The 14458-nt window shown below is 73.1% G+C and carries 13 protein-coding genes; 8 read left to right on the plus strand and 5 right to left on the minus strand.

Going from position 1 to position 14458, the window contains the following annotated elements; genetic code table 11:
- Positions 1-6 precede the first annotated feature (6 nt).
- The 3 genes from ACIP98_RS02025 to ACIP98_RS02035 are packed head-to-tail and all read right to left on the minus strand — an operon-like array spanning position 7 to position 2846.
- On the minus strand, positions 7-1758 hold the full coding sequence (locus tag ACIP98_RS02025; RefSeq protein WP_319660350.1) for a hypothetical protein: 1752 nt from the start codon (positions 1756-1758) through the stop codon (positions 7-9).
- Positions 1755-2549, minus strand: a complete 795-nt coding sequence (locus ACIP98_RS02030; protein WP_401973217.1) for a serine protease — start codon at positions 2547-2549, stop codon at positions 1755-1757. Before ACIP98_RS02030 ends, ACIP98_RS02025 begins: the two co-directional genes overlap by 4 nt.
- Positions 2550-2552: 3 nt before the next feature.
- Positions 2553-2846, minus strand: a complete 294-nt coding sequence (locus tag ACIP98_RS02035) for a CU044_2847 family protein (RefSeq protein WP_319660352.1) — start codon at positions 2844-2846, stop codon at positions 2553-2555.
- Between the two features lie 376 nt (positions 2847-3222).
- Between ACIP98_RS02035 and rho the strand changes: the two genes are divergently transcribed.
- The 3 genes from rho (at position 3223) to ACIP98_RS02050 (ending at position 5573) form a co-directional block, all read left to right on the plus strand.
- Positions 3223-4386 carry a transcription termination factor Rho gene (gene rho, locus ACIP98_RS02040; RefSeq protein ID WP_319660353.1) on the plus strand — a complete coding sequence of 388 codons (1164 nt, stop codon included), beginning with the start codon at positions 3223-3225 and terminating at the stop codon, positions 4384-4386.
- Between the two features lie 20 nt (positions 4387-4406).
- Complete coding sequence (locus tag ACIP98_RS02045) at positions 4407-5075, plus strand: histone deacetylase (RefSeq protein WP_401973219.1); 669 nt, start codon at positions 4407-4409, stop codon at positions 5073-5075.
- 99 nt (positions 5076-5174) lie between these two features.
- Entirely contained in the window at positions 5175-5573 is a 399-nt protein-coding gene (locus ACIP98_RS02050) for an STAS domain-containing protein (RefSeq protein ID WP_401973221.1), read from the plus strand.
- On the opposite strand, the gene ACIP98_RS02055 is transcribed toward ACIP98_RS02050, so the two are convergent.
- Together ACIP98_RS02055 and ACIP98_RS02060 are read right to left on the minus strand one after the other, a co-directional pair.
- Positions 5475-6461 carry a sigma-70 family RNA polymerase sigma factor gene (locus tag ACIP98_RS02055; RefSeq protein WP_319660355.1) on the minus strand — a complete coding sequence of 329 codons (987 nt, stop codon included), beginning with the start codon at positions 6459-6461 and terminating at the stop codon, positions 5475-5477. The genes ACIP98_RS02050 and ACIP98_RS02055 overlap by 99 nt on opposite strands.
- Positions 6462-6578: 117 nt before the next feature.
- Positions 6579-9026: a SpoIIE family protein phosphatase gene (locus ACIP98_RS02060; protein ID WP_401973433.1), complete on the minus strand. Its 2448-nt coding sequence runs from the start codon at positions 9024-9026 to the stop codon at positions 6579-6581.
- Positions 9027-9971: 945 nt separating this feature from the next.
- Here ACIP98_RS02060 and ACIP98_RS02065 point away from each other — a divergent pair.
- From ACIP98_RS02065 to ACIP98_RS02085, 5 genes are read left to right on the plus strand one after another with little or no spacing between them, the layout of a single operon-like run.
- A complete protein-coding gene (locus ACIP98_RS02065; RefSeq protein WP_319660404.1) occupies positions 9972-11537 on the plus strand; it encodes an ATP-binding protein in 1566 nt (521 codons plus the stop codon).
- Between the two features lie 23 nt (positions 11538-11560).
- Positions 11561-11947, plus strand: coding sequence for a roadblock/LC7 domain-containing protein (locus ACIP98_RS02070; RefSeq protein WP_319660405.1), 387 nt, complete (start codon positions 11561-11563; stop codon positions 11945-11947).
- Positions 11944-12303, plus strand: coding sequence for a DUF742 domain-containing protein (locus ACIP98_RS02075; protein ID WP_319660357.1), 360 nt, complete (start codon positions 11944-11946; stop codon positions 12301-12303). The genes ACIP98_RS02070 and ACIP98_RS02075 overlap by 4 nt, the downstream gene beginning before the upstream one ends.
- Positions 12284-12910, plus strand: coding sequence for an ATP/GTP-binding protein (locus ACIP98_RS02080; RefSeq protein WP_319660358.1), 627 nt, complete (start codon positions 12284-12286; stop codon positions 12908-12910). Before ACIP98_RS02075 ends, ACIP98_RS02080 begins: the two co-directional genes overlap by 20 nt.
- On the plus strand, positions 12907-14334 hold the full coding sequence (locus tag ACIP98_RS02085; RefSeq protein ID WP_401973222.1) for a cytochrome P450: 1428 nt from the start codon (positions 12907-12909) through the stop codon (positions 14332-14334). Before ACIP98_RS02080 ends, ACIP98_RS02085 begins: the two co-directional genes overlap by 4 nt.
- The last annotated feature ends 124 nt before the right edge of the window (positions 14335-14458 follow it).

A 14458-nucleotide genomic window follows, 5' to 3' on the forward strand; every position in this document is an offset into this window, starting at 1 on the left:
CGCCGCTCAGTCCGCTTCGCCCGCGGGCGGGGCGACGGGCTTGGCGGCGGTGTCGTCGGTGAGGGTGCTCAGGAGCATGCGCAGCCGCTGCTTGTGCTGGAACTCGTGTGCGCGGAACTGCTCCAGGGTGCTGGCCAGTTCCCATTGCGTCTCGAAGGTGTCCACGCTGAGCGCGTAGTAGCGGCTGACCTTGCCGAACTCGATCTCGAAAGCCCCCATGCCGCGTTGGGTGCGGTCCTCGGGATTGGCCGTCATGTAGGGCTCGAAGAAGCCGGCGTCGGAGGTGAGCAGGGTGGTGCCCGAGATGTCCATGGGGGTGAGCCGCAGTTCGATCCGGTCCCCGTAGACGGTGCGCAGCCGCTCGTACTCCTTGATGACCTTCCGGAACGTGCGCTTGTAGTAGTCGCTCGCCTCGATCAGCTCGATGACGTTCTCCGCGGTCGGCTTCTCCCAGGCCGCCTCGCGCTTGATGAAGACACCCAGGTTGTTCCAGGGGCTGCTGACGATGACGTGGAAGTGGACCCGGTTCTCCAGGGCCTGGACGATCACCGGCATGAAGCGCTGCGGCGAGTCGAGGAAGTACGAGGCGCCCGCGTGGGCGATCAGCCGGACGAGGTGCTTCTCCCTGGCGATCGCGCGCGATTTGGCGTGGTTGCGCTGCGTGTTGTTCCGCGGTGTGTACGTGGCGTCGATACGCTCCACCAGTTCGACGACCTGGGTGGAGTCCCCCCGCATCCGGGCCAGGTTGGACAGCGCGGCCTGCGTCTGGGGGTGGTCGCGGCCCAGCGTGGCCGAGGTCTGCTGGGCGACGGTCTCGAGTATCGACTCGGCGCGGGCGCGCCGTTCCTCGGAGGGGGCGGACAGGCCGGCGGCCTCGAACTCCGCGGCGGCCAGGTTGGCCAGGGCGGTGAGGGTCTGCGGGTGGTCCGCGCCCAGACCGGCCGAGATCCGCTGGGTCACGGTCTCCAGTACGTCCACCGCCCGCTCGGCGCGGTCGGTGTCCCGGGCGGCGCAGGCGGCGTCGAATTCGGCGCGGGCCAGGGTGGCCGCCGCCTCCAGGGAGCGCCGGTGGTCGGGGCCCGCGACGTCGAGCAGGACGCGGGTCCACCGCTCCAGTTCCTTCACGGCCGTCTCCAGCCGCTCCCCGCGGTCCGGCCCCCGGACCGCCCGGGCGGCACCGACCATGACCGAGGCGATGAGGAGACGGGTGTCCACCTGCGCGGCCTCGTCGGCCGGGCCCTGACGGTCGGCGGCCTCGCGCGCCTCGCCGGCCCAGCGGGCGGCCTGCCGCACGTCCCCCGTGCGCATGCTCACCACCGCCAGGTTCGTCAGCGCCTTGACCTCCTGCGGTCCGGCCGGCGCGCAGGTGCGGGCGGTGTCCAGCGCGGCGCCGAGGCTGTCCCGCGCGTCGTCGAGCCGTCCGTAGGCGGCCTGCAGGACGGCCAGGGCGTTCCAGTCGTCGGGGCGCACGGTCTCGCCCTGCTCCTCCGCGTCCGTCAACCGGTCGCGGGCCAGGTCGATCAGCGAGACGGCCGGGTCGTGCAGGGAGATCCGCCGGAGCAGAGCCGACAGCCGGATCAGCCGGGACGCGAAGCCGGCGGTGGATCCGTCGCCGTCGCCCTCCCCGTCCGCGCAGTCCTCGCTGTGCAGTTGGGTGACGTAGCCGAGCAGGGCGGTCTCGTGGTCCTGGCGGTGCGCCCCGTCGTCCTCTGCCGCGCGCACGGCTACGGCCAGGGCCTCGTCGAGGTTCTCGATCACGGGAAGACCTTGGTCGCGGGGAACGGCCCCATGGCCGTCACGTACTGGAGGTCCATGAGGTCGGGCGCCGCGGCCGGATCGTCGAGCTCGCTCCAGCGGGTCCGCTCCTCGATGGCGAAGGGCCCCTCGGCGGACCGGTCGCCGTCGGGGCGCAGCAGGTCCAGCAGGCGGACCAGTTGGAGTTCCGGGAAGCGCTTCATGGCCTCGGCGATCGTCGTCGCGTACAGAACGTTGGTGCTGTGCTCGGGCGGCCGCGGTTCGAGGAGCTGCTGGATGCGCTCCATCATCTGGACGGTGAGGATGCCGAGCACGGCGCGCGTCGGCGTGGGCCGGGTGACCGGCCCCCCGGAGTAGCCGGAGAAGTCGCCGAGCAACTGGTTGCAGCGGAGCTGGAGGACTCTGATCTCGGTGCTCGCGGCGGAGTCGAACGGACGCGACGGGTGGTCCACCACGCCGTTCAGGTACGGGTCGTTCTTCTCCGGCCGGTACGTACCCTCCCAATGGTCTCCCATCGCGGCTTTGTCGAAACACACCGCAGGCAGCGGTGGTGTCCCGGGAAGCCGCATCTCCAGCAGGGCGAGATCGGCGTCGGGCAGGCGCCGGTGCACCACGCCCGGCACTTCGCCGCCGTGCGCCGGCAGCAGGGTCAGACCGGGGACCTCACCGCCGTCCCCCTGCATGCCGTTGAGGCAGTGGGAGGCGGTGAGGACGAGTCGCCGGGTCAGCCGCACCCCGCCGCCGAGGCGCTTGCCCCGCTGGGAGATCGCCACCCAGTCCTCCTCGGGGTCCACTGGCTACTCCGTGCGTTCGACGGTCAGCTTGACCTCGAAGGACGCGGCCGCCGAGGCCTTGGAGACGATGATGCTGGTGTCGGCGGCCAGAGTGATGCCGAAGGTGACCTCCAGCGTGGAGACCTGCCATCCCGCGCGGGGCCGCATGCTCTCCAGGGAGTCCTGGACGATCTCGGACGCGGCGCTGATCGCCGCGCGGACCTGGGGCGTGTGCTCCGCGAGCGGCACGGTGGGACGGGTCCGGCCGCTGATCTGGCGGGTGCCGGAATGATCTATTTCCACGGTTTCGACGCGCACTGCTGACACATCCGCCACGGCTCCCCCTATGAACGCACGGCCGGCCGCATCGTCCGGCAGCCGAACGCGCGGACCATCAATTCTATCCGGGTAAGGATGAGTTGCGTGAGCCTGCGGCGAGGGAAGGGCCGGGGCGGATCGCTCCTCCCGCGATCCGGGCCGGGGTGCTACTCTCCGAATGGCACGGCTGTGCGCCCCCTGGTGGCGCCGGTGCTTCTCCCGCAGGACCGCGACACCGCGTGACCGCCTGTCGACGGCGTCCGCCTCCGCGTTCCCGCTCTCGCTTTCCCCGGGCCGACCGGCCCCTTCTGCTTCCGCGCCCGTCGCGGCGGTCCGTGCCGCCGTGTGCGCGATCCCTTCCACGTGAGGAATCCACATGACCACATCCATCACCACACCATCTCCCCAGGCCGCCGCGGCGGCGCCGTCCGACGGCGAGCGGCAGACGCCCGTCGCCGGGGTCCTCGACGTCGACGGCGGGCGGGGGTTCCTGCGCGTCGGCGGCTACGTGCCGGGGCCGCACGACGTGACCGTGCCGCCGGAGCGGATCAGGCGGTACGGGCTGCGCAAGGGCGACGCCGTCGAGGGCGCCGCCGCCGGGAGCGGGCGGGGACGGGCGCTCGCACGGGTCGACCGGGTCGGCGGACTGCCGGCCGAGGCGGCGCGCGGGCGCCGGCACTTCGCGGACCTGACGCCGCTGCACCCCTCGGAGCGGCTGCGGCTGGAGTCGCCCAAGGGCGGCCTGGCGACGCGGGTCCTGGACCTGCTGGCGCCCGTCGGCAAGGGGCAGCGCGGGCTGATCGTGGCGCCGCCGAAGACGGGGAAGACCATGCTGCTGCGCGCCGTCGCGGACGCGGTCGCCGACAACCACCCGGAGTGCCACCTGATGGTGGTGCTGCTGGACGAGCGGCCCGAGGAGGTCACCGAGATGCGGCGGTCGGTGCGGGGCGAGGTGATCGCCTCCACCTTCGACCGCACGCCCCGGCAGCACATCGCGGTGGCGGAGCTCGCGGTCGAGCGGGCCAGGCGGCTGGTCGAGGCGGGCCGGGACGTCGTGGTCCTGCTCGACTCGGTGACCCGGCTGTGCCGGGCGCACAACAACGCGGCGTCGTCGGGCGGCCGGACCCTGAGCGGCGGCGTGGACGCCGCCGCTCTGACCGGACCCAAGCGGCTGTTCGGGGCGGCGCGGGCGGCGGAGGAAGGCGGTTCGCTGACGATCCTGGCGACGGCGCTGGTCGAGACCGGGTCGCGGGCGGACGACTACTTCTTCGAGGAGCTCAAGGGCACCGGCAACATGGAACTGCGCCTGGACCGGGCCCTGGCCGACCGGCGGGTCTTCCCGGCGGTCGATGTGCACCCCTCCGGGACGCGCCGCGAGGAACTGCTCCTCTCACCGGCCGAGTTGGCCGCCTCCCACGGACTGCGGCGCGCGCTGCGCGGCGGTACCGGCTCGTTCGAGACGCTCCTCGCGCGGCTGCGGGAGACCCCGGACAACGCCGCGTTCCTGCGGCAGATCCGCGGCACGGTGCCGGCGGCCTGACGGCGGCGCATCATGGTGCCGTGACCGAACCCCGACGTGTGGACGCGCGGCGCGCCGCCGGGACGCGGACGGAGCCGCCGGGCCTCGTCTGGTACGCCTCGTACGGCTCCAACACCCACATGACCCGCCTGAACAGCTATCTGGCCGGCGGCTTCCCGCCCGGAGGCGGCCGGGACTACCCGGGCTGCCGGGACGCGCGGCCGCCGTTGCGGTCGCTGCCGCTGGAGCTGCCGGGGCGGATGTACTTCGCGACGCGGTCGCCCGTGTGGTCGGGCGGCCGGGCCTTCTACGACGACGGCGTGCCGGACGGCGTGGTCCTGGCGCGGGCCCATCTGGTGACGGCCGGTCAGTTCGCGGACATCGCGGCGCAGGAGATGTACCGCGCGCCGGGGCGGGACCTGGACCTGGCACCGGTGCTGGAGGCCGGCCGGGCGCACCTGGGCGACGGACGGTACGAGACGCTGCTGTACCCGGGAGAGGTGGACGGGCATCCGGTGCTCACCTTCACCGCGCCCTGGTCGCGGAGGGACGTCGCGCCCGTCCGGCCGTCGGGTCCCTATCTGCGGCACATCGCCGAGGGGCTCTTCGAGTCCGGGGCGTGGGACCTGCCCGGGATCACGGTCTACCTCGCGGCCTGCACGGGTGGCGCATGGGCGGCCGGGGAGATCGAGGCGCTGCTGCGACGGTGACGCGGGGCGGGGCGGAGGCTGAGCGGTGCAGGGCGGGCCGATGGATTCCGCCGGTGCGCACGGTCCTAACCGGTGAACGCCCGCCACAGGAGGTCGCCCATGGTCCAGCCCGTGCCCAGGCCCGACGACGGGCCCCCCGTGCTCGTGCTGCCCGCGACGGTGGCCCGGGAGGCGGTCCCGGGCTTGTGCGAGCGGCTGCGATGCCTGCTGGCAGGGCACCCGGGCGCCGCCACGGTGATCTGCGACGTGAGCGGACCGGCCGCCGACCCGGACATGGTGCTGATCGACGCGCTGGCCCGGCTGCAGCTCACCGCCCGCCGTCAGGGCGTCCGCGTCGTCCTGCGCGGAGCCGGGCGCCCGTTGCGGCAGCTGATCGCCCTGGTGGGGCTCGGCGGGACGCTAGGGCCGGCCGGCCTCCAGATGCGCGGGCAGACCGAAGAGCGGGAAGAGCCGCTGGGTGTCGAGGAAGGAGTTGAGCCCGGTGATCCGGCCCTGTGAGATCTCGATGACCTGCAGCGCCCACGGCTCGTGCCCGCCGTCCGCGCTCGGCCGGTACTGGGCGAAGCCGGGCATGCCGTTGGCGGCGACGGGCAGCAGCCGCGAGCCGCGGCAGCCGATGCCGTGGCCGGCCATCCAGGCCCTGATCTCCGCCGGGCCGAGCAGCCACAGCTCGTAGGGCGGCATGGACAGCGTGGCGTCCTCGTGCAGCAGCGAGGTGAGGGCGTCCAGGTCGTAGGACTCGAAGGCGGCCACATAGCGGGCCAGCAGCGCGCGCTGCTCCTCGTCGAGGGGTGCGGCCGGGTCGCCGGCGGCAGGAGCGGCCGAGGCGAGGGTGGCGCGGGCGCGCTGGAGGGCGCTGTTGACGGAGGCGACGGTGGTGTCGAGCAGTTCGGCGACCTCTGCGGCCTTCCAGGCCAGTACCTCGCGCAGGATGAGCACGGCCCGCTGCCGCGGGGCGAGGTGCTGCAGTGCGGCGACGAAGGCCAGCCGCACGGACTCGCGCCGGTCCGCGACGTCGGCCGGGTCGCCGTTCTCCGGCAGGACGCGCCCGTCGGGGGCCGGTGAGATCCAGGCGGTGTCCGGGAGCGCGCCGGGCAGCGGTCCTTCGGCGCTGCCGGGGGAGGCCAGGTCCATCGGCCGGGCCCGGCGCCCGGTGCCGCCGAGTGCGTCCAGGCACACGTTGGTGGCGATCCGGTACAGCCACGACCGCAGGCTGGAGCGGCCCTCGAAGCGGTCGTACGCGCGCCAGGCCCGCACCATGGTCTCCTGGACGGCGTCCTCGGCCTCGAAGAGGGAGCCGAGCATGCGGTAGCAGTAGCCGGTCAGTTCGGTGCGGTGGCGCTCCAGCTCCGTCGCCACGTCCGGTGGTGCAGCAAGGTCGCTCATGGGGCTTCTCCGCCTTCCGTCGCTTCGGGAACGCCCACGAGTCCACTTCAGCACACCCCACTGACAGCGGTCCCCGGCTTCAGCGATCCCGCCCCCGCCGCGCCCGCCGCGGCCCGCTCAGCCCGCGGCGGCGACCGGGAGCTCCTGCTCGGCCCAGATGAGCTTGCCGTCGCCGGTGTAGCGGGTGCCCCAGCGCCGGGTGAGCTGGGCGACCAGGAACAGGCCGCGGCCGGACTCGTCGGTGGTGCGGGCGTGGCGCAGCCGCGGCACGGTGTTGCTGCCGTCGTAGACCTCGCAGATCAGCACCGTGTGCCGGATGAGCCGCAGGCGGATCGGCCCCGACGCGTGCCGGATGGCGTTGGTGACCAGTTCGCTCACCACCAGTTCGGTGATCGGGGCCACCTCCTCCAGCCCCCAGGCAGCGAGTTGACGGACCGCCAGACCGCGGGCGCAGCTGACCACTTCGGGATCGCAGGGCAGGTCCCAGGTGGCGACCCGGCCGGGCCCGAGGGCCTGCGTGCGGGCGAGGAGCAGCGCGACGTCGTCCTCCGGCGGACCGGTGAGCAGCGAGCCGGTGATGGACGCGCACAGGTCCTCCAGCGGCAGGCCGGGCCGGTCGAGGGCGTGGGCGAGCTTGTCCAGGCCGATGTCGGGGTCCTCGCCGAAGGACGTGAACAGCCCGTTGGTGTAGAGGGCGAGGACGGTGCCCTCCGGCAGGTTCAGCTCCGCCGACTCGAAGGGCATCGCGCCCAGGCCCAGCGGTGGTCCGGGGGGCAGCTCGGGGAACATGACGGTGCCGTCGGGCGTCATCATCGCCGGCGGCGGGTGGCCCGCGCGGGCCGCGGTCAGCCGGGCGGTCACCGGGTCGTACACGGCGTACAGGCAGGTCGCGCCGAGTACGGCGGTGGCCACCGCGTCGTCGGCGCTGTCCTCCTCGGTGAGCCGGATGACCAGGTCGTCCAGGTGGGCCAGGAGTTCCTCGGGCGGCAGGTCCATGTCGGCCAGGGTGTGCACGGCCGTGCGCAGCCGCCCCATGGTCGCCGCCGCGTTGAGGCCGTGCCCGACGACGTCCCCCACGACGAGGGCCACCCGGGCCCCGGAGAGCGGGATGACGTCGAACCAGTCGCCCCCGACGCCGTCCTGGACGTCGGTGGGCAGATAGCGGGAGGCGACCTCCATGGCGGTGCCGCCGGTGAGCGCGTGGGGCAGCAGACTGCGCTGGAGCGCGAGGGCGGCCTCGTGCTCGCGGGTCCAGCGGCGGGCGTTGTCCACGCACACCGATGCGCGCGCCGCCAGTTCCTCGGCCAGCAGCAGGTCGTCCTGCTCGAAGGGTTCGGGCCGCCGGGCACGGAAGAAGGTGACCACGCCCAGGACGTTGCCGCGCGCCCGCAGCGGCACCCACATCGCCGTGCACATCCCGAACTCGCGGATCCTGGTCCGCCGGGCCGGGTCCGCAGTCAGCCAGGTCGCCTGGTCCACGTCGAAGTCGTGTCGCAGCAGGGACCGGGCCTCGGTCATGCAGCGTACGTACGGCGAGTCCTCCGGCGCCCGGATCGCCTCCCCGATCCGGGCCACGGCCTCCGGGGCGCCCTTGCGCACCGAGCTCAGCCCGGCGCGGCGCAGGGCGGTCGCCCGCAGCGCGAGGCCGCGCGGCGGCTCGTCGCCGCGCAGGACCCCCTCCAGCAGGTCCACGGTGACGAAGTCGGCGAGCCGGGGCACCGCCACGTCGGCCAGTTCCTGCGCGGTCCGGCCGATGTCGAGGGTGGTGCCGATGCAGGCGCCCGCCGTGTTGAGGAGGGCGAGGCGCTCGTGCGCCTTCGACCGGTCGGTGACGTCCATGGCCATGTAGCAGACGCCCGTCACACGGCCCTCGGAGTCCTCCAGGCGGCAGAACGAGGTCGAGTACACGTGCTCCTGGTGGGGCGCGGCCAGGGTCCAGCCCCGGTACTCGTAGTCGACCACCGGCCTGCCGGTGGCCAGCACCTTGCGCATGATCTTCTCGATGGGGGCGGTGTCGATGCCGGGCAGCGCGTCCCCCATCCGGCCGCCGATGCGCTGCTCGACGGGAACACCGCTGAAGCGCTCCAGGGTCTCGTTCATCCACACGAGGCGCAGTTCCGGGGTCAGGACGGCCATGCCGAGCGGGGACTGGGTCAGGAAGGCCTCCAGCACGGTGCCGCTGACCGCCCAGGAGGGGCTGTGGGCCAGGTCGATGCCGGACAGCAGCCAGCGTTCGCCGCCGTCGGTGCCGGACAGCGCCGACACGCGTACGCCCAGTTCCAGCCGCCGTCCGTCGCGGTGTCGGGCGGCCACCAGACCGCCCCAGCCGTCGCGGACCCGGCACTGCCGGGCGATGTCCGTGGCCCCGTCGGCGTGCAGGGGGTCGGCCAGCAGCGTCTCGGCAGGCCGGCCCACCACCTCGGCCGCCGGCCAGCCCAGCAGGCGTTCCGCCGCGGGCGTCCAGGCGGCCACCGCGCCGTCGGCGTCGACCACCATGGACGCGGCGAACCCCATGTCGAACGGCGCCGTCGCCGGGTCCGGCCCACCTTCCTTCGGGGTGACCATCACGGTGCCCCATTTCTGCGGAAACGTGTCTTTCATGCTAGGTCTTCGCGGCGGACGGGGCCTGCCGGGGCGTGGGGCGGTGTCGCGGCGGTCCGCCGCGCCAGGCGTACGGCGGGGTGGTCGCGGAGGGGAGCCCGGGCGGGCGGGGTGGCGTAGGCCGAGTGGTCGCCGTGCGCGTCGCTCACCGGACGACGTAATGATCACGTGTGGCGTTGGCGGTCGCCGCGCGGTCGTCCGGGGTCCGCATCCCACTGATTCCGGCCGGGCGCAAGTCCCCATCACTCTTACGGATGAAGCGGGGGAATGCCCGCGTGGCGGGCCCGGCGGCGGCGCGGGGGCGTGGGATGGGCGGCGTCGGCCCGGATCGGTCCGTCCGCGCGCGGGGCGGGGGCGGCCTCCAGCGGTCGGCTCCCCACGACCGGACCTCCGGGCCCGCGGGTCCGCAGGTCTGCGCCGGGCGGCCGGGACCGGCCGCCCGGGGGCTCCCTCGCGGCGTTCCGCTCCCTGGCCGGGCTGCCGCGGTCGCGGGCGCGTCACCTGCGGAAGTGCTGGTCGTGCGGGTGTGCGGCCGCGGTCCGCGGGGGGCTCCGGTCATCGCGACGTCCGGTCCCCGGTCCCGTCCGGCCGGTAGGGCGCCGCGGCCGGGATCCGTCACCGCCGGGACCGGCGGGTCCGGGGGCCGCGTGTGGCGTGATCGCCGCGGGGGGTTTGCGCGAGCGCTCCCCAGCCGGTATCGATACGTCAACCGGCATGTGTCATAGGCATCTTGACGGGGCATCGGCCACGATCGGAAGTGGCTATGCTACTTGCGGCTCAGCGTGTTGTAGTAATTACGCCTGGTCACGGCACTTGTGGCGATGTGTCCGGCGCTTGCGCACCGCCGCTGCCGAATCCGTGCTCGTGCTCGTGCTGTCGTCCCTGTCAAGCGATCACCTGAGGATGCTGATGGTTCGTGCTGGATCGTCCCCCGGAGACCGCCGGCCTGCCGCCACGTCCGCGTGGTTATTGCCGGCCGTCGTAGTCGCGGCGGTCACGGCCGTCGCCGTATGGACCGTCCCGGCCGGGGCGAGGGAGGCGGTCTTCTGGTGCGGTGTGACCGCCACCGTCGCCGTCGCCGTGCTGGCGGTCGAAGTCGCCCGCCGCGGAGCCCTCAACGAGGAACTGCGCGAGGAAGCCGCGCGGCAGAACGCCGAGTTGCAGTACCGGCTTTCCCAGCAGGAGGCCGAGACGCTGCGGCTGGCCCGCGAGCAGGTGCCCGCCGCGATGGCCCGCCTGCAGCGCGGCGACTTCATGGAGGACGTGCTCAAGGAGATCGAGACCCGGCCCGAGGGACTCACCCCCGAATTCCTGGGCGCGCATCAGGCGCTGATCCGCGCCACACTCGGAGCGGTCTCCGCGGAGGAGGACATCCGCGAGTCCTCGCAGCGCGCGTTCGTCAACATCGCCCGCCGCGTGCAGGCCATCGTCCACCAGCAGGCCAGTGACCTGCGGAACATGGAGGACCGGCACGGGCAGAGCCCCGAGGTCTTCGGCGACCTGCTCAAGCTCGACCACGGCACCGCGCTGATCGGCCGGCTCGCGGACAGCATCGCGGTCCTCGGCGGTGCCCGTCCCGGCCGCCAGTGGAGCAAGGCCGTACCGCTGTTCAGCGTGCTGCGCGGCGCGATGTCGCGGATCATCGACTACCAGCGCATCGAGCTGCACTCGGTCTCCGAGGTGGCGATCGTCGGCCCCGCCGTGGAGCCGCTGATCCACGCGGCCGCGGAGCTGCTGGACAATGCCACCCGCTACTCCCCGCCCCAGACCCGGGTGCACGTCACCGCGGTCGAGGTGCAGTCCGGTATCGCGATCGAGATCGAGGACGGCGGCGTCAGCCTCAGCGAGGAGGCCCGGCAGCGGGCCGAGCAGATGCTCGCCGAGGCCCAGGCGGGCATCGACCTCAACGGCCTGGGCGAGACCCCGCGGCTCGGCCTCGCGGTCGTCGGCCGGCTGTCCAAGGCGTACGGCTTCCAGGTCTCCCTGCGGACGTCGGCGTACGGCGGTGTCCGCGCGGTGCTGGTCGTACCGCAGGACCTGATCACGACGATGACCAACGCGACGGGGCTGGCCCACGGCATCGGTGCCACGTCCGGTCCTCGTCCGGTGCCGGCACCCCGCCCCGGGGGTTCGAGGACCGTTCCGGAGACCCGCCCGGCCACCGGTCCCCGCCGGTCGGAGACGGTGGAGACCGGGACCGTGTCGGCCGAGATGGCCGACGAGATCCCCGTCGTGCACGAGCGCACCGCGAACGGACTGCCGCAACGCCGCCGGCGCGCGACTCCCCCGGCTCCGGCCGCTCGTGCGGGGTCCGGGTCCGCCGCCGGTTCCGTCACCGCTTCCCATGCCAAGCCGCCGGCCGATGAGCCGGTGCAGCCGGGCATGTGGCTGGCCGCCTTCCAGAGCGGCGTGTCCGGTGAGACGCCGCCTGCCGCTCCCGTCAAGAGTGACGAGTCGTTAGATAAGGGTGAGTAGCCGTGATTCAGCAGCGGGCCAACATGGACTGGATGCTCAAGGACCTGGCGACCAGCGTTCCGCAGACCCGCCATGTGGTGGTGCTCTCGGCGGACGGTTTGCGCATGGCCCAGTGGGGGGCGGACACGGACACGGCCGACCGGCTCGCCGCCGCCTGCGCGGGACTGCAGAGCCTTGCGGCGGCCGTCGCCACCGAGTTCCCGCACGGTGACGGGCGCATGCGCCTGGTCGTGATCGAGATGTCGGGCGGCTTCTTCTACCTGATGGCGGCCGGGGCGGGGGCGTATCTCGCGGTGCTGGCGGACGAGGGCGTCGACGCCGGACTGATGGGGCAGCGTATGCGCGACCTCGTCGCCCGCATCGGCGAGCACCTCAGCAGCCCTCCCCGTAGTGACGGGCAGGCAGGATGAGTGAAGCGGATCAGGGATGGGAGGAAGGCAGCCCCGAGCGGCTCTACGTGATCACCCGGGGCCGCAGCGGGACGTCCGGCGGTTCCGCCCTCGACCTGGTCACGCTCGTCCGGTCGCGGACCGGGCCACCGCCGGGGATGCCCCCCGAACAGGCGGCGATCGTGCGGCTGTGCAGCTCACCGCTCTCGGTCGCGGAGATCTCCGCCTACCTGGGCCTGCCGGTGAGCGTGGTCACGGTGCTCCTGCTCGACCTCCTGGCCGAGAAGCGGGTCGAGGCGCGGTCGCCCATCCCCCCTGCCCAACTTCCCGATGTCGCTCTTATCGAGGCGGTGATACATGGACTTGAGAAGCTCTGACCCGCGGGTGGTCCCGGGACCGCGAAGCGAGGACGTACTCCCGGAATCCGCCGCCGCCGCGGTCAAGATAGTGATCGTCGGAGGCTTCGGGGTCGGCAAGACGACCCTGGTCGGCTCGGTCAGCGAGATCCGTCCGCTGACCACCGAGGAGACCATGACCCAGGCGGGTGTCGGCGTGGACGACATCGCCGGGGTCGAACGCAAGACGGCGACCACCGTCGCGATGGACTTCGGCCGGATCAGCATCAACAGGGAACTGGTGCTCTACCTCTTCGGCACGCCGGGCCAGCAGCGTTTCTGGTTCCTGTGGAACGGCCTGTTCGAGGGGGCCCTGGGCGCGGTGGTGCTGGTGGACACCCGCCGGCTGGAGGTCAGCTTCGACGTGATCGGCCGGCTGGAGGAGCGCGGAGTGCCCTTCGTCGTCGCGATCAACACCTTCCCCGAGGCGCCCCGCCATCCGGTCGACGACCTGCGGGCCGCGCTCGACCTGCCCGCGCACGTACCGATAGTCGACTGCGACGCCCGCAAGCGGGAGTCCAGCCGCGATGTGCTGATGACCTTGATGCGATACCTGCACTCCCTTGCCGTTACCACGGAGGCATCGTGACCACTCCACCCCCCGAATGCCCGGCCCACGCCGCGGGATTCGGCGCCGGCGGCGCGCGGCGGCTGTACGGCGCCGAGGCCGAGGCCGACCCGATGGGCGTGTACGAGAAGCTGCGCGCCGAGCACGGGGCGATCGCCCCGGTCCTGGTCCACGGGGACCTGCCCGCCTGGCTCGTGCTCGGCTACCGGGAGAACCTGGAGGTGCTGCGCACACCGTCGCGCTTCTCCTCCGACTCCCGGCGCTGGCACGCCTTCCAGGAGGGCAAGGTGCCGCCGGAGCACCCGATCGCCCCGACGGTCATGTGGCAGCCGCTGGTCAACTTCAACGACGGCGACGCCCAGAAGCGTCTGCGCGGTGCGGTCAGCCGGGGCCTGAGCCGGTTCAACCGGCACGGCATCCGGCGCCACGTCACCCGGGTGACGCACCAACTGGCCGACGAGTTCTGCGCGAAGGGCCGGGCGGACCTGGTCGGGCAGTTCGCGGAGCTTCTCCCGGTCCTGGTGCTCACCAACCTGCTGGGCCTGCCCGAACAGGACGGCCCGCGCCTGGCCGAGGCGTGCCGTGACCTCATGAAGGGCACGGAGACCTCGCTCGCCAGTTACGGCTACATCCTGGAGGCGCTGACCAAGCTGGTGGCGGAGAAGCACGCCTCGCCCGGCTACGACCTGGCCTCCTGGCTGATCGAGGACGAGGCGGAGCTCAGCGACGACGAGGTGGTGCAGCACCTGCGGCTGGTGCTGGTCGCGGCCAACGAGACCACGGCCAATCTGATCTCCGACATGATCAAGCTGGTGCTCACCGACCCGCGTTTCCGCGGGAACCTCTCCGGTGGCCACATGACGCTGCCGGACGGCCTGGAGCAGGTGCTCTGGGACCAGCCCCCGCTGTGGGTGATGCCCGGCCGGTACGCGACGGGCCCCATGGAGCTGGGCGGCCAGCACATCGAGGAGGGCGACATGCTCCTCCTCGGGCTCGCAGCCGGGAACACCGATCCGGCGATCCGCCCGGACCTCGCCGCCTCCATGCACGGCAACCGGTCCCACCTGGCCTTCGGCGGCGGTCCGCACGAGTGCCCGGGTCAGGACATCGGCCGTGCCATCGCCGAGACGGGCATCGATGTGCTGCTCGGCCGGCTGCCGGACCTGAACCTGGCCGTCGAGGAGGACGCGCTGGTCCGGGTCCCGTCCTGGACCTCCCGTCATCTGCTGGAGCTCCCGGTGGAGTTCACCCCGCGGAGGCCGCAGCGGGACGAGGACGCCGAGGGCGCTGCCGCCGCCTCGCGCCCGGTGGCCGAGCCGGAGGCCGTCCCCCGGCCCGCTCCGTCCCCGGTGCCGCAGCAGACGCTTCCGCCGCAGCCGGCCTTCCCGCCCCGCGCGCCGAGGCGCTCGTGGTGGCGGGTTCTCACGGGGTGGCTGAGGCGCTAGGCGATCGTCTCATTCTGTGACCCGCGCACGGCGGGCGCACGGGCGAATGCGCCCGTGCGCCCGCCGTGCGCTTGTCCGTGCTCGGCGCTGCCATGTCCCCTGGTCGTGACCGGGTCATGCGCCC

The organism is Streptomyces sp. NPDC088354 (assembly GCF_044753585.1).
Classification (GTDB): Bacteria; Actinomycetota; Actinomycetes; order Streptomycetales; family Streptomycetaceae; genus Actinacidiphila.